This window comes from Streptomyces sp. HUAS TT7 (assembly GCF_051550175.1).
Classification (GTDB): domain Bacteria; phylum Actinomycetota; class Actinomycetes; order Streptomycetales; family Streptomycetaceae; genus Streptomyces.
The window spans coordinates 2,877,280-2,900,075 of record NZ_CP196175.1 but is presented as its reverse complement, the minus strand read 5'-3'; the positions used below and the strand labels follow the sequence as shown (position 1 = coordinate 2,900,075).

The following is a 22,796-nucleotide window of genomic DNA, read 5'->3' as shown; positions in this document are numbered from 1 at the left end:
TTTCGTGCGGCGCTTCCGGATCGCCGCTGGGTAGGCTGACGGTCTGCGAGACAGACTCCGTCGCATGGGAGCAATCATGAGCGCCGCACGCGAGTACGGGCTGGACGACCAGTACGAGTGGGCCCGCCCGCCGGCCGGTGGCTGGACGGCGGACGACCTGGACCGGCTTCCGAATCTCCCTCCGCACACGGAGCTGATCGACGGGAGTCTTGTTTTCATGAGTCCGCAGACGTCCTTTCACATGCTGGCGGTGCGCCTGCTGGAGTACAGCCTGCTGAGCCAGGTACCCGAGGGGCTCGACGTCTACCGGGAGTTCAGCATGTTGCTCAACGACCGCAACCGGCCGGAACCCGATGTATTGGTGTGCCGCAAGGGCGCGGACACCGGGCCCCGGCGGACGAGGCTTCTGTCCGAAGACGTTGTCCTCGCCATCGAAGTTGTCTCGGAGGAGTCCCAGGAGCGGGACCGTGAGACCAAGCCCCTCAGGTATGCGGCTGCTGGAATCCAGCACTTCTGGCGCGTTGAGGAGGACAAGGGGCTTCCGGTCGTATACGTCTACGAACTCGACCCCGCGACCAAGGCATATGGCCCGGCCGGCATCTACCACGGGAAGCTCAGGGTCAGTGTCCCCGTCCCGATCAGTATCGACCTCGCGGCGGTAAACGACCGCCCTCCCTACCGCACCGACTGAGACGGCTTGTCGAAGGAAGGCGGATAACTGAACCTCCCTTGAGGGGCGCAGGGGACTGCGCGACCAGCCCACGGCGGCCCCGCCGTGGGTGAACGGTCCCCGGGAGCGTCACTCACCCGGCCCCGCCGGAAACGCGTTCCGCAGAGTGAAGGCGTAAGGGGTCGGCCCCTGCGCGCGCAGGCTCAGGACGCGCTTCTCGGCCTCCGGGATCGTCGGGCGGTGGCCCGCCGGGACCCACCACAGGGCGGTCATCGGCTCGGTCAGGCGCTGGAAGAACTCGAAGCGGCGGGCGAGCAGTTCGCGGTGCAGGCCCTGGTACATGAAGGCCGTCAGCGCGTCGGTGTCGCGCCACACCGACATGTTCACCAGCATCGTGTCGTCGCCGAAGAACCGGAGGTCGGTCGCGTTGCCGGACTCCGTCTGCAGGCGCCACACGAAGCCGTCGGAGGCGTCCGCCACCGCGTTCACCGGGTCGAGCCCGTCCATGAAGTCCTTCAACTCGGCCGAGTCCAGCGGGTGTTTGAGACGGCCTATGTTCACCTGGGCGAGTTCGTACTGCCGTGTGTCGTTGGTCATGGGGCGCACAGTAATCAGGAGGGGCTGCCCGGGGCGCCCCGTTTTCCGAGGGGCGAGACGCTAGGGGGTGCCCGCCAGCGCCGCCTCCATCACCGCCCTCGCGATCGGCGCCGCGTCGCCACCCCCGCTGATGTCGCCTCGCTGCGCCGACGCGTCCTCGACGACGACCGCGACCGCGACGGCCGGGCGGGCCGCGCCGTCCGCCCGGGCCCAGGAGATGAACCAGGCGTACGGGCTGCCGACGTTGCCGACGCCGTTCTGCGCGGTGCCGGTCTTGCCGCCGACCGTGGCCCCCGGGATCGCCGCGATGGTGCCGGTGCCGTTTCTGACCACGTCGATCATCATCTGCTGGAGCTGCATCGCGGTCGCCGGGTACATCGCCCGCTGGTAGGTGCGCGGCCTGGTGGTGGAGACGGTCGTGCCGCCCGAGGTCGTCGTATGGTCCACCAGATAGGGGTATTTGAGCTCCCCGCCGTTGGCGACGGCCGCCGAGACCATCGCCATCTGGAGCGGTGTGGCCGTCGTGTCGAACTGGCCGATCGAGGAAAGAGCCAGTTGGTCGGGGCTCATCCTCGTGTCGAAGTTGGATTTCGCGACTCGTGACGGGATGCGCAGCGTCGTGTCGTTGAAGCCGAACTTCCGCACCGCGTCCACCATTCCGGCCAGCCCCACCTTCAGCCCGACCCGCGCCATCACCGTGTTGCAGGAGACGGTGACCGCGTACGCCAGTGAGGCTCCGCCACAGCCGCTCGGCTCGTTGGGGAGCGTGGTGACCGAGTTGGGCAGGACGTACGGATCCGGTGTGTCGGTCGGCGCTTCGACGTCTGTGATCAGCCCCGCGTCGAGCGCGGCCGCCGCGGTCAGGATCTTGAAGGCGGAGCCGGGCGGATATGTCTGCCGGATCGCCCGGTTCAGCATGGGCTGGCTCGGGTCCGAGGTCAGCCGCCGCCAGGCGTTCGCCACCGACCTGCCGGTACCCGAGAGAACGCCCGGGTCGTACGACGGGCTGCTGACCAGCGCCAGGATCTTGCCCGTCGACGGTTCGATCGCCGCGACGGCCCCCTTCTTGCCGGCCAGACCCTCGTACGCGGCCCGCTGCATCGACGCCTTGATGGTGGTGACGGCCTGCCCGCCGGCCTGCCGGCTGCGGGTGAGGTCGTTCCACAGCGGGAACGCCGGCAGGAGCGAGGAGGTGCCCGACAGGACGGGGTCCTCCGCGTTCTCGACGAGCGTCGTGCCGTATGTCTGCGAGGCGTACCCGGTGACGCTCGCGTACAGCGGCCCGTAGGTGTACGTCCGCTCGTACCGCAGCTGCTGGCCGCTGTCCCGCGATCCGGTGACGCTCTCCCCGTCGACCACGATGGCGCCGCGCGGCTGGTGGTAACGGGCGATCATCAGGCGGCGGTTGGCGGGATTGGAGTCGAGCGCGTCGGCTCCGAAGACCTGGACGCGGGCCGCGTTCGCGAGCAGCGCCACCAGGAGGACGAGGCAGAAGGCGGCGGCCCGCCGGATGTACCGGGTCATGCGGGTGTCCCCTTCACCGATGGTTCGGGCCGTGCGATGACGCCGGGTTCGACCGCGGGGAGCGGCCGGTGGGCGGAATCACTGATCCGGATGAGCAGAGCCACGATGATCCAGTTGGCGACGACGGACGAGCCGCCCTGCGCGAGGAAGGGCATCGCCAGGCCGGTGAGCGGGATGAGCCCCATCACGCCGCCCGCGATCACGAACACCTGGAGCGCCACGATCGAGGCGAGCCCGAGGGCGAGAAGGCGTCCGAACGGGCTGGTCAGGCGGAGCCCGGCCCGGTAGCCCCGGGCCACGAGCAGGGCGTACAGGAGGAAGATCGCGGTCAGTCCGGCCAGGCCGAGCTCCTCGCCCGCCGTGGCCAGGATGAAGTCGGACTTCGCGGCGAAGCCGATCAGGGTGGAGTGGCCGAGGCCGAGCCCCGAGCCGAGCGTGCCGCCGGCGCCGAACGCGAACAGGGACTGGGCGAGCTGGCTGGGGCCGCGGCCCGCCTCGATGGTGGCGTACGGGTTCAGCCAGTCGGCGACGCGGCTGTGCACATGGGGTTCGAGCAGGGCGACCACGGCCGCGCCGGCCGAGGCGAGCAGCATCCCCACCGCGATCCACCCGGTGCGCCCGGTCGCCACGTACAGCATGACCACGAACAGGCCGAAGAAGAGCAGCGAGGTGCCGAGGTCGCGTTCGAGTACGAGGACGCCGACGCTCAGCAGCCAGATCGCCACGATGGGGCCGAGCACCCGGCCGGTGGGCAGCTGGAGCCGCCAGATCATGCGGCCGGTGTACGCGAGCGCGTTGCGGTTGGCGGCTAGGTAGGCCGCGAAGAACAGGGCGAGAAGGATCTTGGCGAACTCGGCGGGCTGGAAGGAGAAGCCGCCCACCCTGATCCAGATCTTGGCGCCGTTGACCGCGGGGAACAGGATCGGGACGAGCATCAGGAACAGGCCCGCGGCCATCGAGACATAGGCGTACCGCTGCAGGACGCGGTGCTCACGCAGGACCAGGACGACGGCGAGGAACAGGCAGACCCCGAGTGTCGACCAGACCAGCTGGGTGGGGGCCGCCCGGCTGCCCGGGGTCGCGAGGTCGAGCCGGTAGATCAGCACCAGGCCGAGCCCGTTGAGCAGCACCGCGATCGGCAGCAGCAGGGGGTCTGCGTACGGCGCGCGGAAGCGGACCACCAGGTGGGTGAGGAGCGCGAGCAGCCCGAGCCCGGCCCCGTAGCGCGCGGCGTCGGGCGGCAGCGTGCCGTTCCTGGCGAGGCCGACGTCGACATAGCCGAGCACCACGACGAGAACGGCGCCGACGAGCAGGGAGAGCTCGATGCCCCGTGGGTCGGGGAGGCGGAGCTCGGGCGGGGAGGCGTCGGCCGCCGACGGTGCGGTCATGCCTGGCAACGTAGCAAGACACAGGCCTTATGTCCCTGTATGTCATAAAGTGCCGAACGGAATGCATGACGGTCCGTCAAAAAGGAGCCGGCGCCATGGGGCCCGTGGAGTTCATCGTCCTCGCCTTTCCCGAGGAGCAGTTGAGGGTCCGGGCGGTCGCCTCGCTCGGCGCGCTGCGCCGGTCCGGCGCCGTCGCCCTGATCGACGCGCTGGTCGTCACGAAGACCGCCGGCGGCGAGGTGCTCGCCGCCGAACTCGACGAGTTCGAGGAGCTCCGGGGGATGCTCGGCGGCCGGGACGCGGCCCGGCTCATCGGCCCCGAGGACGTCGCCGAGTCGGCCGGGCTCCTGGACCGCGGGAACTGCGCGCTGCTCGTCCTGGTCGAACACCTCTGGGCGGCGGAGGCGGCCGAGGAGGTGCGGGCGGCCGGCGGCCGCATCGCCGGCTCGGTACGGATCCCGCCGGAGCGGCTCGCCGAGGTGAAGGCGGGACTCGCCGCGCTGGCCGCGTCCGCACCGTCCTCGCCCCCATCCCCGTCCCCCTCCTCATCCTCGTCACCGTCCACCGGAACGGAGGCCTGACCGATGTACGTCCGACCCGCCCGCCCCGAAGGCCACCCCGTCGAGCGCCCGGCCGGTGCGCCCCTGCTGCGCGGTCTGCTCTCCGGCAGCCCGGGCTACGCCGCCGACCGTGCGGCGCACGCCGCGGCGCCGCACGCGCCCGTGTACGCGAGCGGCGCCGATGTCGCCGACCGGCTGGCCCGCCTGGGTGACATGGTCAGCGAAGGACTGCTCACGCTCGAAGAGTTCGCATCCGCCAAGTCCAGACTCCTCGGCGGCTGAGCGGCCGGCTCAGCACCAGCGCGGTACGGCCCCGATGTTGTCGATGTAATAGGCCGACGCCCACGCCCAGCTGCCGTCGGTGAGCAGGTACCAGTGGTCGTTCCCGTTCACCCGGTCGCCGCTGGTCCTGCAGAAGATGTGCACGATCGAGCCGTACGGCGCCGTGCCGACGATCCTGCTGCCGCGGGTGGGCCGGTCGCGCAGGAGCAGGCCGGACCTGGCGGTGACGCGGCCCTTGTACCCGTTGTCCGCGAACTCCTCGGCGACGGCCGTCCGCGCCGTGGCGAGGGCGGCCACGGCGCCGGTGGCCACGCAAAGGCCGAGTGCGGCAAGGGGTGAGCGCAGGGACATGGTGCCTCCTGGATGGGGGCGGGGCCGCGGGTGGACGACCCTCAATTCGCCTGCCTCACGGTAAATTCGCTCATGGGATATCGCAAAGCGTAATGAGGCGTCACTCGGCGTGCGGGCGCTCCCCGGACTCGGGCGCCTCGAAGTCGACGTACTCGGGGAGTTCGAGCCGGGCCACCGCGCCGCCGTCCGCGGCGTTGGCGAAGCGCAGCTCGGCGCCGATCACGGCCGCCTGACCCACCGCGATGGTGAGGCCGAGCCCGTGCCCCTTGCTTCCGGCGTCGGTACGGAAGCGCTGCGGGCCGTGGTCGAGGAGGTAGTCCGGATAGCCCGTGCCGTGGTCCCGGACGGTGACGACCGGGCCGTGCACGGTCAGCTCGACCGGGGCCTTGCCGTGCTTGTGGGCGTTGGCGAGCAGGTTGCCGATCACCCGCTCAAGGCGGCGCTTGTCGGTCTCCACGCAGGCGTCCCGCACCACCGTGAGGGTGGTGTCCGCCTCCGCCGTCCCCGAGGCGACCGAGGCGCGCACCACCCGCTCCACCACCGGGGCCAGCTGCTGCATGTCGAGGTCGACGGTCTCGCTGCCCGCGTCCAGGCGGGAGATCTCCAGGAGGTCCTCGGTGAGCGAGCGCATCGCCTGCACCCGGTCGCGTACGAGCTCGGCCGGGCGGCCCTGGGGCAGCAGCTCGGCCGCCGCGTGCAGACCGGTCAGCGGGGTGCGCAGCTCGTGCGCCACATCGGCGGTGAAGCGCTGCTCGCTGAGCAGTTTGCCCTGGAGCGTGGAGGCCATCGTGTCCAGGGCGCCGGCCACGGTGGCCACCTCGTCCTGGGGGCGCGAGGGGTCCTTGGTGCGGGGGTCGTTGACGCGGGCGTCGAGGTCGCCCGCGTCGATCCGGCGGGCCACCGTCGCCGTCTGGTGCAGCCGCCGGGTGATCCGGGTGACCGCGAAGACGCCGACCAGCAGGGTCGCGCCGATCGCGAGGATGGACGAGCCGAGGATGGCCTTGTCCAGGCCGTTGATGGTGCGGGCGCTCTGGGTGTAGTCGATCTCGGCGGCCAGCGCCCTGCCGTCGGCCGGGCCCGCCGCCCACATGGTGGGGCGGCCGTGGTCGTCGTCGACGAGGGTGCCGCGCTTGCCGGAGACGGCGAGCGCGCGCAGCGAGGGCGGCAGCTCGGGCGGGTCGAGGCCGGCGCCGGGCGGCAGCTGCTCGCCCGCCTCGTACATCCGGGTGACGTCGGTGAGCCGGTCGAGCGCCTTGTGGCGGGCCTCGCCCACGGTCTGCCGGGTCACCGACACGTGCACCAGGATGCCGAGCAGCGACGCGAGCGCGCAGCACATCACGGTGATGAAGACCGCCGACTTCCAGGTCAGCGTCGCCGTCCAGCGGGGCAGCGGCAGGCGGGGCGGCCTCGGTATCCGGGGGAGTCTCATGGTGCGTCCGCCGTGGGGGTGGCCGACGGCTTCGCCGTCGGCGGCTTCTTCTTCGGCGACGGCGAGAGCTGCCCGGCGCCGGACGGTGCGGGGTGCTTCCCGCCGGGAGTCTCGCCGCCGGTCTTGTGGCGCACGATCTCGTCCCGGGTGGGGAGCATCGCCTGCTGGTGGTCGTCCCAGGACCACGCGGTGCGGTACTCGTACCCGGGCATGCCCGCGGACACCGACCGCAGGATCACGTCGCGGCCGGCCAGGTCGACGCTGATGATCTGGTCGACGGTGGACATGATGCGGATCAGGCCGCCGTCCTTGGCCGGCATGTAGCAGCGCACCGCGAGCTGCTGGTCCGGCATCCGGATGCCCAGGATCAGCTCGTCCTTGCCGTCCCCGGTCAGATCCCGGTAGTACGGCTTGAGCACCGGGCAGCTGCCCGGCTTCTGCTTGCAGGAGGCGAGCTGCCGGACCGTTTCGTCGTAGAGACCGTCCTCGCCGCTGTAGGTGTTCGGGTGCGCCTTCACCTCGGCCTGCACCACGGCGACCGGGTTCAGCTTGCGGACGTCGCCCCCGGTCACCTTGATGCCGGGCACCTGCTCCGTGTCGGTCTCGCCGTAGTCGTTCGGGGTCGCGGTCGCGGGCGGCAGATCCGGCCACAGGTGTATCGGGCCGATCGCCGTCGGCGTCGCACCCGAGCTCTCCAGGTGGCCCGCCCCGCCGCAACCGGACAGCAGCAGGGCACCCACTGCGGTCAGCAGGGGTGCCAGGAGGGCTGTGCGGAGGTGGCGGATCAAGGTGCTCCTGTCGTGCGGGAACCCCAGGCTATTTCACCTTCCGCCGGGGCTTCGCCCGAGCCCCGGTGCGTTATTCGGCCTTGACCAGGTCGGCATAGAAGATGATGTTGGCCGAGCGGTGACCGTCCTTGATCGGACCGCCGCAGGTGATGAGGCGAAGCTCGGCGCGATGTGTCGTCCCGTAAACCTTATGCGTCGGGAAGTCCTTTTTCTCGACCTGCTGGGTTTCCCGGATCTTGAACACCGCGGTCGAGCCGTCCGCCCGGCCGACCTCGATCACGTCGCCGACCTTCATGTTCTTCACGTTCCGCATCAGCGCCGGCCCCTTCGCGGTGTCGTAGTGCGCGACCAGGACCGAGGCCCCCTTCTCGCCCGGTGTGACGCTGCCGGTGTACCAGCCCGCCTGCTCGGCCCGGTCCACCGGCGGCACCTCCAGCTCCTGCGCGTCGTCCACCCCGAGCCGCAGCACGGGGCTCGCGTCGACCCCCGCGGAGGGGATCACGAGCCGGGTCGGCTCGGAGGCCTTCATCGGGCCGGCCGCCGCCTCGGCCTGCGGGGCGGCGGCGTTCTGCACCCTGACGTCGGGGGCCTTGGCCACGGTGTCGGGGGTGCAGGCCATGAGCCCGCCGCCGACGGTGAGGGCGAGCACGGAGGCGGCGGCGATCCTGGGTATCCGGGTCAGGGTGGGCGTGGTCATGCGTACGACGCTAAATGCCCGATATTGCGGCTTTGCCCCGCATATGTAACAGCCGGCCGTACTTCAGCGGGCGGTGTCGTTACGCGTGGCCCCCGGCCGGGCCTACTGCTGGTAGGGGTTCTGGCCCTGCATCTGGCCCGGCTGCGGCTGGCCGTACTGCTGCTGCGGGGCCACCGGCTGGGCCAGCAGGCCCTCGGCCTGCTCCTTGGTGATCTGCTGCTCAAGCCCGCAGAACGTGCACTGCGTACGGAACCGCGTGGAGATCGGGAACAGCGGGACGAAGAACAGCGTGAACTTCGTGACGTACTTGCGCAGCCCGTGCGCCGAAGGGTTGCCGCAGTTGCCGCACACCAGCGTGAGCATCGCGAGCTGGTAGAGATAGCCGCGGGTGCCGAAGATGATCATTGAGTGGTTCCCCTCCCGGATTCCTGGGTCGTGTCGCGCGTAAGTGTCGTGGGCATGACCGTCCTGCGTCCATCGCGTTGTGACGACGCCCACACGACTTATTGCCCTCACGGGCATCGGGCTGTTCCCATGGTCGTGGTGGGGTGATGGGGCATGGCAGCACTGCGGGTCACACCGGTACACCGGCACGGACAGGCGCGACTGTACGTCAGCCTCCCGGACGGGCGCAGCGTCGCCTGGTACGACCGGGACACCGGGCGCGTGTCCCTGCTGCTCGACGACTGCAGGGACGAGGTGCTCGCCGCGCTGCGCCCGTACGCCGTCGGTGAGTTGACGGTCGGCCCGCCGCCGGTGCCGACCCCCGCCGACCTGGTCCGGCTCTCCCTGCACCCGGACGACGACCTTGCGCCCAACCGGCCCGGCGAGGCGATCCTGACCGAGTTGGAGCGGTACGAGCCCCAGCGCCGGTTCAGGACCGACCCGCGCCGCCGGGAGCTCGCCGCGCAACAGCTCGCCGGGGCCGCCCTGGAGCGGCTGGAAGGCGCGGGCTGGCGGGTCCTGCACTCGGTCCCGCTGCCGGGGGAGGCCAGGATCGACCACCTGCTGGTGGGGCCCGCAGGCGTCCTCACCGTGCGCTCCCTTGCCGCCCAGCGCCACCGGGTGCGGATCGCCGACCCGCTGGTCACCGTGGGCCGGACCGCCTCCGTGCCGTATCTGCGCCACGCCCGCCACGAGGCCGAGCGCGCCTCCCTCGCCCTCGCGGCGGCGGTGCGGCCCGTGCTCGTCCTGGTCGGCGCGGAACGGGTGGAGCTCGGCCCGCCCGGCGTCCGGGGCGTGAGCGTCCTGAAGGACAGCGAGATCCCGGACCTGGCCCGCATGGGCGGTGTCCTGAAACCGGCGGATGTGGAGTCCCTGTACTGGACGGCCCGGGATCGCAGGACCTGGCTGCGGGTCTGAGTGCCCGAGTCCGAGTACTCCGCTCAGCCCTCGGCGTCCCGCAGACGCAGCACCACCGCCCCCGCGTGCCGGGTGGTGGCCCACTCGACCTCCGCGAGCAGCCCCTCCGCGACCGCCCGGTACGCCACCTCGCCGAGGCCGGCCGCGACCGCCGTGCCGCCTCCCTCGGCCGCGAGCGGGGCGAGCGCGCGGCCGGCCTCCGCGCGCAGGGCGGCGGACAGCGGGCCCGACACCACCGGCACGTCGTCGCCGGGCAGCACCAGGACGAGCGCGGCCGGCCGGGCCGCACTGCCGGTGTGCCCGACGACGACCGCCTCGCGGGTGTCGGTGTGCCGCAGCTTGCGCCAGGAGCGGTGCCCGGCCCGGTACGGGGCGTCCATACGCTTGGCGACCAGGCCCTCGATGCCGCTCGCGGGCAGCGTCTCGTACCAGGTCAGCGCGGTGTCCACGGAGGTCGTCATCGGTACGGCCTGGAGCGGCGGGCCGAGCGGGGCCAGGACCTCCAGGAGCCGGGCCCGCCGGCGCTCGTACGGCTCGGCCCGCAGGTCCCGGCCCGCGTCCGCGAGCAGATCGAAGGCGGCGTACGAGGCGGGCAGGCGGCGGGCCAGGAGCGGGGCCCGGGCGGGGGTGGCGGCGGCGCGGCGCTGGACCGCCGCGAAGTCGGTGCGCCCGCCGGACCACACCACGACCTCCCCGTCCAGGACCGTCCCGGGCCTCAACTCCCTTGCCGCGTTGGCCAGATCGGGAAACGCGCCGGTGATGACGCGCCCCGAGCGCGCCTGGAGCACGACCCGCTCCGCCTCCCGGAACACCACCATCCGGTGCCCGTCGAACTTCGGCTCGTACGCCCACCCCGCCCCGCGCGGCAGCGAGGCCACCGCCTCCGCGAGGGCGACGGTGAGCGGGGGCCGCAGGGCCGGGGCGCTCATGGGAGGCGGCCCGCCCGGTCGGGGTCGGCCAGAGGGGCCAGCAGGTCGCCGTCCCGGGCCAGGCGGGGCCCGATGTCGCCGATCAGGAACGTCAGGTCGGCCGGGGCTCCGCACGACTCGACCTCCGCCCACGACACCGGCGCCGACACCGTCGGGCGCTCCTTGGCGCGCACGGTGTAGGGCGTCGCGGTGGTCTTCGCGGCGGCGTTCTGGCTGAAGTCGACGAACACCCTGCCGGGCCGGAGCGCCTTCGCCATCTTGTGCGTGACCAGTTTCGGCAGGGCCGCCTCCGCCTCCCTGGCCAGCGTCTTCGCGTAGGCCGAGACCTGATCGGAGGGGGTCGGCTCCAGCGGGGAGAGCAGGTGCAGCCCCTTGGCGCCGGAGGTTTTGGCGTACGCGTCGAGGCCGTCCGCCGCGAGCCGGTCCCGCAGCCACACCGCCACCGCGCAGCACTCCACGACGCTCGCGGGCTCGCCCGGGTCGAGGTCGAGGACCAGGCGGTCGGCCTCCGCGGGGGCGTCCGCCCGCCACTGCGGGGTGTGGAACTCCACCACCAGGTTCGCCGCCCACATCAGGGTGGCCAGATCGGCCACCACGACCTGCCGGGCCGCCTTGTCCTCCGAGCGCGGCACCGCGGCCGTCCTCACCCAGGAGGGCGTGCCCGGCGGCGGATTCTTGGTGAAGAAGCGCTGGCCCCCGGGGCCGTCCGGGAACCGCAGGAACGACACCGGGCGGTTGTCCAGCTGGGCCAGGAGCGGGCCCGAGACCGAGGCGCAGTAGTGCAGGAGCTCGCCCTTGGTGGTGCCGGTGGCCGGGTAGAGGACCTTCTCCAGATTCGACAGGGCGATCCGCCGCCCCTCCACCTCCGTGATCGGCGTCATACGATGAGAGTCCCACGAACCACACGAACCACACTCCTCGGGGACGAAGAGGAGAGACCGTGCGATCTATCTGGAACGGTGCGATCTCGTTCGGCCTGGTCAGCATCCCGATCAAGCTCGTGAATGCCACCGAGAACCATTCGATCTCGTTCCGCCAGATCCACACGGCGGACGGCGGCCGGGTCCGCTACCGCAAGGTGTGCGAACTCGACGGCGAGGAGCTCAGCACCGAGGAGATCGGCAAGGCGTACGAGGACGCCGACGGCTCGATGATCCCGATCACCGACGCCGATCTGGCCTCCCTGCCGCTGCCCACCGCCAAGACGATCGAGATCGTCGCCTTCGTGCCGGCCGACACGATCGACCCGCTCCAGATGGACGCCGCGTACTACCTCTCCGCGAACGGGGTGCCCGCCGCGAAGCCGTACACCCTGCTGCGCGAGGCCCTCAAGCGGAGCCAGAAGGTCGCCATCGCCAAGTTCGCGCTGCGCGGGCGGGAGCGGCTCGGCATGCTGCGGGTGGTCGACGACGTCATCGCGATGCACGGGCTGCTCTGGCCGGACGAGATCCGGGCGTCGGAGGATGCCGCCCCCGAGGCCGACGTCAGCGTCCGCGAGGCCGAACTCGACCTGGCCGACGCCCTGATGGACACCCTCGGCGAGGTCGACATGGCGACCCTGCACGATGACTACCGGGCCGCCGTCGAGGAGCTCATCGCCGCGAAGGCCGACGGCGCGCTGCCCCGGGCGGAGGAGGCGCCCGCCGCCAAGGGAGGCAAGGTCATCGACCTGATGGCCGCCCTGGAGAGCAGCGTCAAGGCCGCGAAGGCCGCGCGCGGCGAGGGCGAGGAGGGGGAGGTCGCCGAGGTCACCGAACTGAGTTCGCGCAAGGCCCGCAAGTCCGCGCCGGAGAAGAGGACGGCGGCGAGGAAGGCTCCTGCGGCGAAGAAGACCACGCAGACCAGGACCTCCCAGGCCAAGAAGAGCACCGCCACCAGGACCACGACCACGGCGGCGAAGAAGTCGGCGGCGGCGAGCCCCAAGTCCACCGGTGCGAAGAAGTCCACCGCCACCACCGCCAAGAAGACCGCGGCGAAGAAGACGACCCCGAAGAAGCGGGCCAGCGCCTGACCTCCGTCTCCCGGCGCGCGGCCTCGATTCGGTAACGGAAGGGTTGTGGCGCGTCCGCGATGGCGAAGGGGATGCCCAAGGGTGTGAAAGGGGTGCGGTCATGGTGCGAAGAACCGGCGACGGCCGCACCCGTACCGGGCGGCAGGGCAGCCCGGACCCCGTCGTGCTCGCGGTTCTGCCGTACGCGGTGATGGCGCTGGTCGTCGTGGCGAACCTGATCGCGGGCCCCACGGTGGGGCTGCTGCCGCTGGTCTCGCTCGGCCCCGCCTTCGCCGGTCTGGTCGGCGGCTGGCGGCGCACCGTCGTCGTCGGCCTGATCGCCCTGGGAGCCGGGGTCGGTCTCGGGATCTACAGCGAGCTCTTCGAGGAGCGCCGGGGCTTCGCCTCGCTGGCCGCCGTCGCGGGGGTGACCGCGGTCGGTGTGGCCGGGGCCGTGATGCGTCAGCGCCGTGAGGCCGAGCTCGCCGGCATGCGCTCCATCGCCGAGGTCGCCCAGCGGGTGCTGCTGCGGCCGGTGCCGCGCAGCGCGGGGCATCTGCGCGCGGCGGTCTCGTACACCTCGGCGGTCGCGGAGGCCAGGATCGGCGGGGACCTGTACGAGGTGGTGGCGGCGCCCGAGGGGGTGCGCGTGATCATCGGGGACGTCCAGGGCAAGGGGCTCGAATCGGTGGAGACGGCGGCCGTGGTGCTCGGGGCGTTCCGGGAGGCCGCCCACGACGAGCCGGACCTGAAGGGGGTGGGCGCGCGGGTCGAGCGGGCGGCGGGGCGGGCCCTGGAGGGCGAGAAGTTCGTCACCGCGATCATCGCCGAGCTCGACCCCGCGAACGGGGCGGTGTTCCTCAACTACGGGCATCCGCCGCCGCTGTTGGTACGGGCCGACGGCTCGGTGTCCTTCCCGGAACCCCCGTCGTACGCGCTGCCGCTCGGCCTGGGGCTCGGCTCGGGGGAGAGCCCGCAGCCCTTCCGGGTGGCCTTCGCCCCCGGCGACCAGCTCCTGCTCTACACGGACGGGGTCACCGAGGCCCGCGACACATCGGGCGAGTTCTACCCCCTGGGCGCCCGCACCCCACTCCTGAAGGACCCCGACCCCGAGGCGGCCCTGGAGGCCCTGCGGCGTGACCTCATCCTCCACACGGAGGGGCCGCTGCACGACGACGCGGCGATGCTGCTGCTCCGCCATCGCGACTGACCCGGGCCGGCCTCGGCCTGGCTCCGCTTCAGCCGAGGGGGGTAGCCGTGAAGCACCGGTTCACCTCAGGGGCGCGGGGAACTGCGCGACCAGCCACGGACAACCCGCGGCCGACCAACTACCCGCGGGAGCGGCCCAGACGCGAGAGGCCCTCGCTGTCCGTTCGGCTGCGGGCCGTGGGGGCTGAGCGCGCAGTTCCCCGCGCCCCTGAGGGGGCTTCGGCTCAGGCCCCTGGACGTTCCAGGTGGGCCGTCAGCTGCTCCAGCATCGGCCACGTGGCCGCATCCGTACCGTCCCCCAGCGGGTAGTACAGCGCGGGCCCCGCGTCCGGGCCGAGCCGGACGGGGCGCACCGCCAGGGGTGGCCGGCCCGCATGAGCCAGCCCGGCCGAGCGCACTCCGTCCGCTCCCAGCGTGTACGACACCGGAATCGGAGGCGCCTCGAAGTGGGCCGGGACGGCCAGGTCGCGGCGGCCTCGGCGCAGGGTGACCAGCATGTGGGTCAGGCCGTGCGAGCCGGCCAGGGTCGACGCCAGGGGCTCGATCGCGTCCAGCGGGGGCGCCTCGCTGGGCCCGTAGCCGAGGGTGAGCGTCGCGTCCACCGCCACTCCCCGCTCGACCCGCGAAACCCGCAGCCCCGCCAGCGCCGGCCGCGCCGGGTCGCCGACGGCGAGCAGCTGGGTCGGCTCGGGCGCCCGGTCGCGGGCGAGGTCGGTCAACTGGCGGGCGGACCAAGGGAGGTTGATGGGCTCCGCGGTGCCCCAGCCGGCCGGGGCCGCGCCGGTCAGCGCCTCCCAGGCGGCCGACAGGGCGCGCCCCAGGACCAGGTTCTCGTCCGCGTTGTGCACCGTACGGAACGCGACGATCAGCTGCCGCTCGGAGGTGAGCGCGGGCGCGGTGAACGCCTCGGCCACCACCGCCTGGCCCGCGGCGTCCCGGGCCGGCGCGAACGTACCGTCCTGCCAGCGCAGCACCGCGCCGGAAAGCCCGTCGTAGTACCCGCAGTCGGGGTCCTTGACCACCCAGCGGTTGGGCGCGCCGGTCAGCGCCGTACGCAGCGGAAGGCTGAGCCGCACGCCGGGCGGGGTCACGATCTGGAGCGCGCGGCGGCTCTCGACCGCGGCGCGCAGGATGTGCGAGAGCCAGGCGGTCAGCGCGATGACCGGCCGGTCGCACATGACGACGGCGGTCGACTCGGTCAGCACGTCCACCGTGGGGTGTGCCCCACCGGCCGCGGGCCGCGCACTCACCCCGGCGTCCGAGGCACCCTCGGCGACCGGGACGACCTCGGTGCTCGCGGCGCCGGGCGGCCAGGCGGTGCCGCCGAGCAGGGTGGTGAGCCGCCCGGCCACCGACCCGGCGAGCCGCTCGGCCTCGGGCGCCGCCGTGGAGGCCCGCGCCTCCGTCCACCAGAACGAGCCCTCGGGGGGCGTGACGTCACCTCCCAGGAGGCGCTCGGCCTCGCCCGGCACCTGCACGAGCAGCGGCGCCTCCAGGGAGACCAGCGGGCGGCCGTCCGCCGCGCAGAGCTGCACCACCGCGCCGTCGTGGCCGGTGTCGACGGAGAGCCCGGGCCCGCCCGCGTACAGACCGGCGAGCAGGGCCCAGGTGTCCGGCATCTTCGGGGTGAGGGCGATGACGTCCTTGGTCACGAGTGCTCTGCTTCTTCCGGCTGGTGGGCGAGGGCGGTCTGGACGAGCTGGTGGCGGCGGCCGCGGCGCACCAGGAAGCCGCGGCCCGGCGGCTGCGCGGACGCGTACAGGCCGGGGAACAGCTGGCCCTCCGTGCGGTCGCCGGTCATCACGAGCGCGGCGGTGCCCGTCTCGCGCAGGGTGGTCAGGAACGGTTCGTACAGCGCCCGCGAGGATCCCGCGACACGGCGGGCCACCACGAAGTGGAGCCCGATGTCCTGTGCGGAGGAGATGTACGGCAGGAACGGTGCGAGGGGCTGCTGGCCGGCGGTGGTCAGGATGTCGTAGTCGTCGACCAGGATGACGATGCGCGGCCCGCTGAAGGAGGGCCCGTCCGGCAGCGCGTCGTGGTCGACGGTCTCGTCCGGCAGCCGCTTCTCCAGCTCGGCGGCGATCCCGGAGGCGAGCCCCACGCTGATCTTCGCGTTGTGCGCGTAGCCCCCGCGGTACGGCTCGGGCACCACGCCGCGCAGCCCGCGGCGCGGGTCGAACACCGCGAAGACCAGCTCCTCGTCGCTGTAGCGGGCGGTGAACTGCTGGGCGATGAGCTTGAGCAGATTGGTCTTGCCGCACTCGTTGTCGCCCAGGATCAGCAGGTGCTGGTCGTGCTCGAACAGGTCGAGGAGCACGGGGTCGAGCGCGTCCTGGTCGACCGCGATCGGGATCCGCTTCGGCTCGGCGGCCGGCGAGGGAAGCCGCTGCGCGGGCAGCCGGGTCGGCAGCACCCGTACGGGAGAGGCGAGTTCGCCGTGCCAGGTGGCCCGCACCGTCCGGGCCGCGTCCTCCAGGGCGGGGCCGAGGTCGGCGGACGACGCGACCGAGTCGGTGCGCGGAAGGGCGGCCTGCGCGAACAGCTTGCCGTTGGTCAGCACGCGCCCGGGGGTGTCCTGGGCGAGCGTCTCGGACAGCTTGCGGTCGATCGACGAGTCGGACGGGTCGTTGAGGCGCAGCTCCAGCTGGGTGCCGAACATCGACTGCGTCGCGATCCGTACGTCGTTCCAGCGCAGCATGCCCGCCACGATGTGGATGCCGTAGCCGCTGCCGCGCTTGAGCAGGTCGGCCACGTCGTCGTCCAGCGCGGCGAACTCGTCGCGCAGCGCCCCGTACCCGTCCACGAGCAGCACCACGTCCGTCGAGCCGAGCTCGGGAAGCCGGCCCTGCGCGCGCAGGCTGCGCAGCTCGTCCACCGAGTCGATGCCGTGCTCGCGGAACAGCTCCTCGCGGGCGGCGAGCATGGCCCGCACCTCGGCGACCGTGCGCGCGGCCCGCTCGTGGTCGGCCCGCCCGGCGATCCCGCCCACGTGCGGAAGCCCGGCCAGCGCGGCGAGGCCGCCGCCCACCAGGTCGAGCCCGTACAGGGCGACCTGGGCCGGGGTGTGGGTCAGGGCGAGCGAGAGCGCGAGGGTGCGCAGCAGGGTCGTCTTGCCGGACTGGGGGCCGCCGATGACGGCCACATGTCCGCCCGCCACGGTTAGGTCGAGGGTCCAGGGGCCCTGCCACTGCCGGCCCGGATCGTCGAGCAGGCCGAGCGGCACCCGCATCGGGCCCGGCCGGTGAGCGAGCTGGAGCCCGTGCTCGGAGACCTGGAGGGGGCCCGCCGCGGCGTCGAGGCTGATGGCCCCCGGCAGCGGGGGCAGCCAGATCCGGCGCACCGGCTCGGCGGCCGTACGCAGCTGGTCGACCATCGCCGACATGACGGTCGGCCCGGTCTCCCGCTCACGCATCTGCGGCTCGGGTGCGGCGTCCGAACTCTCTTCCTGCGCAGGGGAGTTGAAGGTCGGATACGGCCAGGCGAGCGGGGCGTCGTCCTGCTGCTCCAGAACGGCGGGACCCCGGTAGGCCCCGGAGACGTAGCCCGCCTTGAAGCGTTCGTACGTCGATGTGTCGACCTTCAGATAGCCGAAGCCCGGCAGCGGCGGCAGGTGGAAGGCGTCCGTGGTGTCCAGGACCGTGCGCGACTCGTCGGCGGAGAACGTCCGCAGGCCGAGCCGGTACGAGAGGTAGGTGTCAAGCCCCTTGAGCTTGCCGCCCTCGATGCGCTGGCTGGACAGGAGCAGGTGGACGCCGATGGAGCGGCCGATGCGGCCGATCGACAGGAACAGGTCGATGAAGTCCGGCTTGGCGGTGAGGAGTTCACCGAACTCGTCGATCACCACGAACAGATGGGGGAGCGGTTCGAGCTCGGGCCGCTCGGCGCGCAGGGCCGCGTAGTGCCCGATGTCGGCGACGTTGCCCGCGTCCTTGAGGACCTGCTGACGCCGCTTGACCTCGCCCGCGAGGCTGGTGTGCACGCGCTCGACGAGGCCCGCCTGGTTCTCCAGGTTGGTGATCACGCCGGCCACGTGCGGCAGCTCGGCGAACGGCGCGAACGTGGCGCCGCCCTTGTAGTCGACCAGGACCAGCGCCAGGTCCTCCGGGGGATGCCCGGCGACAAGGGCGAGCACCAGGGTGCGAAGCAGCTCGGACTTGCCGGAGCCGGTCGCGCCCACACACAGCCCGTGCGGGCCCATGCCCAGCTCGGAGGACTCCTTCAGGTCGAGAAGCACCGGCTGGTGCCGGTCGTCGAGCCCGATCGGCACCCGCAGGAACGCCCGCTCGCCGCGCGGCGCCCACAGCCGGCCGATGTCCAGGTCCGCCGGGTCGTCGATGCCGAGCAACTGCGGGAAGTCCACGGGGCCGGTCACCGGCGTGCCCTCGGCCACCGACTCGGCCGAGAGCCGCAGCGGCGCCAGCATGCGCGCGAGCCCCTCGGCCCCGGCCGCGCTCACCTCGTCGGACAGGCCGTACGACACCGGGGGCGCCGGGTTCGCCGGGTCGCGCAGGTCCTCGACCGTGACGCGGTCGCCGTCGACGCTGATCCGGACCGTGACATGGTCCGGCTCGTGCACCTGCTGCTCAAGGAGATGCAGCACGGTCACGCCCATCTCGGTGAGGCCGACTGCCGTGTCGGGACGGGGCAGTTCATCGGCGGGGGCGCCGTACTCGTCGCTCACCACGAGCAGCCGGTCGATCATCCGCAGCGCGTTCCGGTCGGACAGACCCCGGCGCACCTCCGCCGCGTACGAGGCCCGCTGGCGCAGCTCCGTCCGCATCAGGCGGGCCAGCTGCGGCATGCTCGGCGCGATCCGGCGCGCGGCCACCGGGCCGTCGCTCTCCAGCGCGTCCAGGACATGGGGCAGCCACTTGGCCCACTCCCAGTCGTCGAGGCGGTCCCCCGGCACGCCGAGCGCGATCGCCAGGTCGTCCGGGGCGTGTGTGACGGCCGCCTGCACGAGCAGCGCCCGCGCGACCCGCAGCACGCCCTCGCGGTCGCCGACCACGCTCACGTTCGCGGCCCGGTCGAGCGGCACCGTCAGCGGCGACTCGGTGGCCGTCGCATACCGGGCCACCAGCGCCCGCGCCTCGTTCAGCATGAACGGGTCAGGCGGCGTCAGCACGCCCTGCGCACTGTTCTGCCCGATCGACAGATCCTGCGTCGGTACGGTGCCGGTGCCCACCCGCACGCGCAGGAAGTCGGCATCGCCGCGCCGCCGCTCCCACAGCCGCGCGGGATCGCGCAGCAGGTCGTACAGCGCCTGCGGCGGCGGGTTCAGGAGACGGGCCTGAAGCCTCGACTCCCGCTCCACGGCGCCGAGTTCCTCGCGCTGCTCCTCCAGATATTCGAGGTAGCGCTCGCGCTGGGTGCGCCGGGTGCGCTGCGCCTTGCCCCGCTGGGACAGGAACAGCGCGACCGCGCCGAGCAGTGCCACGACAAGCACGATGGCGCCGAGGCCCGCGAACTGGCTGTTGCGGATCACCGTCATCATGATCACGGAGCTCATCACGCCTGCCATCGGGAGCAGCGCGGTCGCGGCCGTGCCGGTCTTGCCCTCGGGCAGGTTCGGCGGCGGCTCGATGGCGCGCGGCGCCGCGGGGGCGGCCGGCCGGGTCGAGCGGGCCGGGCGGTGGACCTGGTGCAGCGTCATCGCACCCTCACCGCCCGCTCCATCGCCTCGGCGGCCAGCGCGACGGCGGCCTGCCGGGTGGCCCGGCCGAGCAGTGCGGTCTGGATGGGGCCTCCCTGGGCCAGATGCCGGTCGTAGGGGACCGGGAGCACGGTGACGCCCGCCTCTCGCAGATGTGCGGTGGCGGTCTTCAAGTCCAGTGTCATATCGGGTGAGTTGGCGGTGAGCGCCACCACGGTGGTGGCCAGCGCCGAGTGCGGGAGATGGGCGAGCCAGTCCAGGACCAGCCGGGTGCCGCCGACGCCCTCCGCGGTCATCGGGGCGACCACGATCCGGGCGTGCGCGGTGTCCATGGCCGTACGCGCCACCTCGCCCGGCAGCGTCTCGCAGTCGACCACGGTCACCGCGAAGTACCGCCGCAGCGCGAGCGTCACGGTGCGGTACGTCCGCATGCTCAGCGGCGCGCCGAGGCGGCCCTGGCTCGCGGGCAGCAGCCAGCCGCCGTCGGTGACCGGCACGAGATAGCCGGTGACGTCGGTCAGCTGCATGGCAGGCGTGAGGATGTCGGCGAGATCGGCGCAGGACCAGCGCACCGATTCGACACCGAGCCGGACCGGCAGTGTGCCGAGCGCACCGTCCGCCTCCAGGGCGAGCACGGGATCGTGCCGGTAGTGGTTGAAGCTCCGGGCGAGCAGCGCGGCGACGGTGGTCTTCCCCACCCCGCCCCGGATGGAGGTGACCGCGATGACCCGCCCGGTCGTCACGGGCTGCTGCAACTCCCGCCCGATCCGGCTCTCCTCGGCGACGTCCTGCGCGGCGGACGACCCGAGCTTGCGCACGGACCGCCCGGCCCGCTTGGCCACGGAGTCCCCGTGCACCGGCCGCCCGAGCGCCACGGCGAGCCGGGGATCGACGGTGGGCACGGACTCGGGCGTGGCCATGGGCACGGCGGCGTCCCGCCCGCCGGGGACACGGAGCTCGGGCAGGGTGGCGGGGCGGTCGGCAGGGGGCGGGTCTTGCGGGGTGGGCACGGGCAGCCCGGCGGGCCGATCGTCCGGGGCGCCGGATCCGTACTGGGCGGCGGCACGCGCGGCGGCGATGGCGTCGAGGGTTCCGGCGGTGGCTTGGCGGGGGTCGGGGGCGGTGGCGCCAACTCCCATGGCCGAAGCGGGAGTTGGGGCATCCAGGGAGGTGTCGACCGGGCGGGGCTCAAGTGGGCGTATCCGGAACGTACCCTCGGCGGGGCCGGTGTAGGGCCGGCCGGAGGGAGTCGCGGGGTTGCCCGAAACCGGCTGTGCTGTCGGACTGCCGGGACCCTGCTGTTCGGCCGATGCGGCCGAGCCGAAGGAACCTTCCGCCGAGCCGGAATGCGGCTGCGGGGCCGACCCGGCCGGGCCGAAAGCCCCCTCCGCCGAACCAGAACCCGGCTGCGAGCCCGGCCCCGTCGAGCCAACCGCACCCCGCTCCGCGGCCGATGCTGCCGAAGGGAAGGCACCTTCCGCCGAACCGGAACCCTGGGGTGCCACCGACGCCGAGCCGAGGGCATCCGCACCCTGGGGTGCCACCGACGCCGAGTTCCCCCCGTTCAGCTCGCGCAGCACATCGCGCTGCCAGTCCTCGCCCACAGCCATATCCCGACCTCTACGCATACCTACGCGAATGTGCCGAGCAGACGCCCGTACACCCCGAACACCCCGAGCACCAACGGGAACAGCGCGATCACGCCGATCGATTCCAGCGCGTCGCCGAACCGCCGCAGCCGGACCCGTACATGGTCCGCGGGCTGGATGACGAGCACCGCGACCGGGGCCAGTGCGAGGACCACGAGCAGGGCCAGCGGGCCGACCGCGCCGGTGCGCTCCCACCAGACCCAGGCCAGCCGCCCGGTCACCGCGGCGGCGGCCGCGAACAGCCCCACGACCTCGGCGACCAGCGGATACGCCCGCGCGCGCAGGGCGAGCACCACGGCGAGTACCGAGGCGAGCGGCACCGTCCACACCGTCGGCGTACGCAGCGCCAGGATCCCGGCGACCGCCGCGCAGCCGGCCATGACGACGGTGGCGAGGGCGAGCCCGCGGTGGGTGGCCGCGAGCGCGGTCGACACCTGGTAGCGGCTGACGGACGCGCCGCCGGAGCGCCGGTCGTCGAGGCCCGAGAGCCCGGACGCCATCAGCGCGAGGCGCGGCAGCACCCCGAGCAGCAGCGCGGAGACGACCACCACGATCGCCCCGGCCCGCGCCTGCCCGACCGCCGTACCTGCCCCGGACTGCGCCGCGATCACGGCCTCCCAGCAGACCCCGGCCCCGGCGACCGCCCCGGCCCCGATGAGCCCGCCCCGCCCGAGCGGCGAGAACAGTCCGAGGAGCAAGAGAGCCACCACGAGGGCGGCGGCGACCGCGCCGAGCCGGGCGCCGCCCGGCCAGCCGTACGCGTCGGCCAGCGTCCACGTGCCGAGCACGCCAAGCACCCCGGCCGTGACGATCAGCGTGGTCGCGGGCCCGCGCTGCCCGGCCCGGCCGAGCACCGGCCCGGCGATCGCGCCGACACCGGCCACCGCGAGCAGCACCGCGCCGACCGCGGAAAGGGCGAACTCGTCGCGCGCGAGCACCCCGGCCGCCAGAGCCCAGCCGACGGTGGCGAGCCCCGCGACCGCGCGCCGCGACGCGGGACGCCAGCGCCAGGCCCGTACATCGAGATCGTCCGCGGCCTCGTCGGTGACGTCGTGCACGACGGGCGCCGAAGGCGCGTCCTCGACCCGCACCAGGCGCAGCACCGCGCCGTCGGGCACGCCCGCCGACGCCAGCGTCGAGTCCTGGGCGAGCGCCGATCCGTCGGCCGTTGTCAGATGGCGCAGCATCGGGCGGCCGCCCGGACCGTCGCCGAGCAGCCGCATGATTTCGGGCAGCAGCACCCCAATTGGTTCTTCGGACGGCAGAACGAGATCGACCCGACGCTGTTCACCGACCAGAGTGACCCGGCTCAATGCCGTACGGCTCACCGATCCCGTAGCTATCACGCGTGCGAACCTATCATCGGGCCGAAGACTTCACGGCGGGCGAAGAAGCAGAGGAAGAGGGGGTTGAAGTCGGCTGAACCGACGTTCCGTACGGGGACTTGCCGATGAGCTTGTGCGAAATGAACGACCAGCCCACACAACCCGCGCACAGCACCGCCGCAATCACAATTCCGGCAAACAGCTTGCCGAGCCGTTCATCGACGGACCGCCGCCCGCGCTGCCCCCCGAACAGAAGGGCATCGCGAAGTCGTCGGCGCCGTACCGAAACCGACTCCAGCAATTGGCTGTCATAGTCCTGCGCGGCAGTCATGCCCGGGCAATCTCCTTCGGATCCTGCTCATGCCGTACGGCGGAAATGCCGGTACGGGC

At 72.8% G+C, this 22,796-nt stretch carries 21 protein-coding genes; 6 read left to right on the top strand and 15 right to left on the bottom strand.

The genetic code is table 11. The features are described 5' to 3' along the window. The first annotated feature begins 76 nt into the window (after window positions 1–76). Entirely contained in the window at window positions 77–691 is a 615-nt protein-coding gene (locus ACSHXC_RS12785) for a Uma2 family endonuclease (protein WP_438291699.1), read from the top strand. Window positions 692–799: 108 nt separating this feature from the next. On the opposite strand, the gene ACSHXC_RS12780 is transcribed toward ACSHXC_RS12785, so the two are convergent. From ACSHXC_RS12780 to ACSHXC_RS12770, 3 genes are read right to left on the bottom strand one after another with little or no spacing between them, the layout of a single operon-like run. After that, window positions 800–1,267, bottom strand: coding sequence for a DUF3291 domain-containing protein (locus ACSHXC_RS12780; RefSeq protein ID WP_438291698.1), 468 nt, complete (start codon window positions 1,265–1,267; stop codon window positions 800–802). A 60-nt stretch (window positions 1,268–1,327) separates the two neighbouring features. Then, complete coding sequence (locus ACSHXC_RS12775; protein WP_438291697.1) at window positions 1,328–2,791, bottom strand: penicillin-binding transpeptidase domain-containing protein; 1,464 nt, start codon at window positions 2,789–2,791, stop codon at window positions 1,328–1,330. Beyond that, window positions 2,788–4,179, bottom strand: a complete 1,392-nt coding sequence (locus ACSHXC_RS12770; protein WP_438291696.1) for an FtsW/RodA/SpoVE family cell cycle protein — start codon at window positions 4,177–4,179, stop codon at window positions 2,788–2,790. The genes ACSHXC_RS12775 and ACSHXC_RS12770 overlap by 4 nt, the downstream gene beginning before the upstream one ends. A 95-nt stretch (window positions 4,180–4,274) precedes the next feature. Here ACSHXC_RS12770 and ACSHXC_RS12765 point away from each other — a divergent pair, with 95 nt between their 5' ends. Continuing rightward, complete coding sequence (locus tag ACSHXC_RS12765) at window positions 4,275–4,760, top strand: DUF6325 family protein (RefSeq protein WP_438291695.1); 486 nt, start codon at window positions 4,275–4,277, stop codon at window positions 4,758–4,760. 3 nt (window positions 4,761–4,763) lie between these two features. Then, window positions 4,764–5,021, top strand: a complete 258-nt coding sequence (locus tag ACSHXC_RS12760; RefSeq protein ID WP_438291694.1) for an SHOCT domain-containing protein — start codon at window positions 4,764–4,766, stop codon at window positions 5,019–5,021. A gap of 9 nt (window positions 5,022–5,030) precedes the next feature. On the opposite strand, the gene ACSHXC_RS12755 is transcribed toward ACSHXC_RS12760, so the two are convergent. From ACSHXC_RS12755 to ACSHXC_RS12735, 5 genes are all read right to left on the bottom strand, one after another. Further along, a complete protein-coding gene (locus ACSHXC_RS12755) occupies window positions 5,031–5,372 on the bottom strand; it encodes an SH3 domain-containing protein (RefSeq protein ID WP_438291692.1) in 342 nt (113 codons plus the stop codon). A gap of 100 nt (window positions 5,373–5,472) precedes the next feature. Further along, the gene (locus ACSHXC_RS12750) at window positions 5,473–6,801 is read right to left on the bottom strand and encodes an ATP-binding protein (protein ID WP_438291691.1); all 1,329 of its coding nucleotides are present in this window, start codon (window positions 6,799–6,801) and stop codon (window positions 5,473–5,475) included. Beyond that, the gene (locus tag ACSHXC_RS12745; protein WP_438296548.1) at window positions 6,798–7,586 is read right to left on the bottom strand and encodes a hypothetical protein; all 789 of its coding nucleotides are present in this window, start codon (window positions 7,584–7,586) and stop codon (window positions 6,798–6,800) included. The genes ACSHXC_RS12750 and ACSHXC_RS12745 overlap by 4 nt, the downstream gene beginning before the upstream one ends. 73 nt (window positions 7,587–7,659) lie before the next feature. Beyond that, a complete protein-coding gene (locus tag ACSHXC_RS12740) occupies window positions 7,660–8,286 on the bottom strand; it encodes a class F sortase (protein ID WP_438291690.1) in 627 nt (208 codons plus the stop codon). 102 nt (window positions 8,287–8,388) lie between these two features. Next, entirely contained in the window at window positions 8,389–8,691 is a 303-nt protein-coding gene (locus tag ACSHXC_RS12735) for a zinc-ribbon domain-containing protein (protein WP_344378401.1), read from the bottom strand. A 153-nt stretch (window positions 8,692–8,844) separates the two neighbouring features. Between ACSHXC_RS12735 and ACSHXC_RS12730 the strand changes: the two genes are divergently transcribed. Then, entirely contained in the window at window positions 8,845–9,648 is an 804-nt protein-coding gene (locus ACSHXC_RS12730; RefSeq protein ID WP_438291689.1) for a nuclease-related domain-containing protein, read from the top strand. Window positions 9,649–9,671: 23 nt separating this feature from the next. Here the strand turns inward: ACSHXC_RS12730 and ACSHXC_RS12725 are convergent, their stop codons facing one another. Both ACSHXC_RS12725 and ligD read right to left on the bottom strand, forming a co-directional pair. Further along, window positions 9,672–10,577: an ATP-dependent DNA ligase gene (locus ACSHXC_RS12725; RefSeq protein ID WP_438291688.1), complete on the bottom strand. Its 906-nt coding sequence runs from the start codon at window positions 10,575–10,577 to the stop codon at window positions 9,672–9,674. Beyond that, window positions 10,574–11,458 (bottom strand): non-homologous end-joining DNA ligase, encoded by an 885-nt coding sequence (ligD, locus tag ACSHXC_RS12720; protein ID WP_438291687.1) that lies wholly within the window; start codon window positions 11,456–11,458, stop codon window positions 10,574–10,576. Before ligD ends, ACSHXC_RS12725 begins: the two co-directional genes overlap by 4 nt. Before the next feature lie 59 nt (window positions 11,459–11,517). Here ligD and ACSHXC_RS12715 point away from each other — a divergent pair, with 59 nt between their 5' ends. Then, the gene (locus tag ACSHXC_RS12715; protein WP_438291686.1) at window positions 11,518–12,588 is read left to right on the top strand and encodes a Ku protein; all 1,071 of its coding nucleotides are present in this window, start codon (window positions 11,518–11,520) and stop codon (window positions 12,586–12,588) included. 190 nt (window positions 12,589–12,778) lie between these two features. Continuing rightward, complete coding sequence (locus ACSHXC_RS12710; protein WP_438296547.1) at window positions 12,779–13,777, top strand: PP2C family protein-serine/threonine phosphatase; 999 nt, start codon at window positions 12,779–12,781, stop codon at window positions 13,775–13,777. Between the two features lie 223 nt (window positions 13,778–14,000). Here ACSHXC_RS12710 and ACSHXC_RS12705 read toward each other — a convergent pair whose 3' ends face one another. From ACSHXC_RS12705 to ACSHXC_RS12685, 5 genes are all read right to left on the bottom strand, one after another. After that, window positions 14,001–15,428 carry a DUF6177 family protein gene (locus tag ACSHXC_RS12705; RefSeq protein WP_438291685.1) on the bottom strand — a complete coding sequence of 476 codons (1,428 nt, stop codon included), beginning with the start codon at window positions 15,426–15,428 and terminating at the stop codon, window positions 14,001–14,003. Beyond that, a complete protein-coding gene (eccCa, locus tag ACSHXC_RS12700; RefSeq protein ID WP_438291684.1) occupies window positions 15,425–19,432 on the bottom strand; it encodes a type VII secretion protein EccCa in 4,008 nt (1,335 codons plus the stop codon). The genes ACSHXC_RS12705 and eccCa overlap by 4 nt, the downstream gene beginning before the upstream one ends. Continuing rightward, window positions 19,429–20,571, bottom strand: coding sequence for a type VII secretion protein (locus tag ACSHXC_RS12695; RefSeq protein ID WP_438291683.1), 1,143 nt, complete (start codon window positions 20,569–20,571; stop codon window positions 19,429–19,431). The genes eccCa and ACSHXC_RS12695 overlap by 4 nt, the downstream gene beginning before the upstream one ends. A gap of 491 nt (window positions 20,572–21,062) precedes the next feature. After that, window positions 21,063–22,427 carry a type VII secretion integral membrane protein EccD gene (gene eccD, locus ACSHXC_RS12690; protein WP_438291682.1) on the bottom strand — a complete coding sequence of 455 codons (1,365 nt, stop codon included), beginning with the start codon at window positions 22,425–22,427 and terminating at the stop codon, window positions 21,063–21,065. A gap of 13 nt (window positions 22,428–22,440) precedes the next feature. Continuing rightward, window positions 22,441–22,737, bottom strand: a complete 297-nt coding sequence (locus ACSHXC_RS12685; protein ID WP_189962632.1) for a hypothetical protein — start codon at window positions 22,735–22,737, stop codon at window positions 22,441–22,443. Window positions 22,738–22,796 lie beyond the last annotated feature (59 nt).

Coding starts and splice junctions, on each gene's coding strand:
- ACSHXC_RS12785 (WP_438291699.1), top strand. CDS start 77: ATGAGCGCCGCACGCGAGTACGGGCTGGACGACCAGTACGAGTGGGCC.
- ACSHXC_RS12780 (WP_438291698.1), bottom strand. CDS start 1,267: ATGACCAACGACACACGGCAGTACGAACTCGCCCAGGTGAACATAGGC.
- ACSHXC_RS12775 (WP_438291697.1), bottom strand. CDS start 2,791: ATGACCCGGTACATCCGGCGGGCCGCCGCCTTCTGCCTCGTCCTCCTG.
- ACSHXC_RS12770 (WP_438291696.1), bottom strand. CDS start 4,179: ATGACCGCACCGTCGGCGGCCGACGCCTCCCCGCCCGAGCTCCGCCTC.
- ACSHXC_RS12765 (WP_438291695.1), top strand. CDS start 4,275: ATGGGGCCCGTGGAGTTCATCGTCCTCGCCTTTCCCGAGGAGCAGTTG.
- ACSHXC_RS12760 (WP_438291694.1), top strand. CDS start 4,764: ATGTACGTCCGACCCGCCCGCCCCGAAGGCCACCCCGTCGAGCGCCCG.
- ACSHXC_RS12755 (WP_438291692.1), bottom strand. CDS start 5,372: ATGTCCCTGCGCTCACCCCTTGCCGCACTCGGCCTTTGCGTGGCCACC.
- ACSHXC_RS12750 (WP_438291691.1), bottom strand. CDS start 6,801: ATGAGACTCCCCCGGATACCGAGGCCGCCCCGCCTGCCGCTGCCCCGC.
- ACSHXC_RS12740 (WP_438291690.1), bottom strand. CDS start 8,286: ATGACCACGCCCACCCTGACCCGGATACCCAGGATCGCCGCCGCCTCC.
- ACSHXC_RS12735 (WP_344378401.1), bottom strand. CDS start 8,691: ATGATCATCTTCGGCACCCGCGGCTATCTCTACCAGCTCGCGATGCTC.
- ACSHXC_RS12730 (WP_438291689.1), top strand. CDS start 8,845: ATGGCAGCACTGCGGGTCACACCGGTACACCGGCACGGACAGGCGCGA.
- ACSHXC_RS12725 (WP_438291688.1), bottom strand. CDS start 10,577: ATGAGCGCCCCGGCCCTGCGGCCCCCGCTCACCGTCGCCCTCGCGGAG.
- ligD (WP_438291687.1), bottom strand. CDS start 11,458: ATGACGCCGATCACGGAGGTGGAGGGGCGGCGGATCGCCCTGTCGAAT.
- ACSHXC_RS12710 (WP_438296547.1), top strand. CDS start 12,779: ATGGCGCTGGTCGTCGTGGCGAACCTGATCGCGGGCCCCACGGTGGGG.
- eccCa (WP_438291684.1), bottom strand. CDS start 19,432: ATGACGCTGCACCAGGTCCACCGCCCGGCCCGCTCGACCCGGCCGGCC.
- ACSHXC_RS12695 (WP_438291683.1), bottom strand. CDS start 20,571: ATGGGAGTTGGCGCCACCGCCCCCGACCCCCGCCAAGCCACCGCCGGA.
- ACSHXC_RS12685 (WP_189962632.1), bottom strand. CDS start 22,737: ATGACTGCCGCGCAGGACTATGACAGCCAATTGCTGGAGTCGGTTTCG.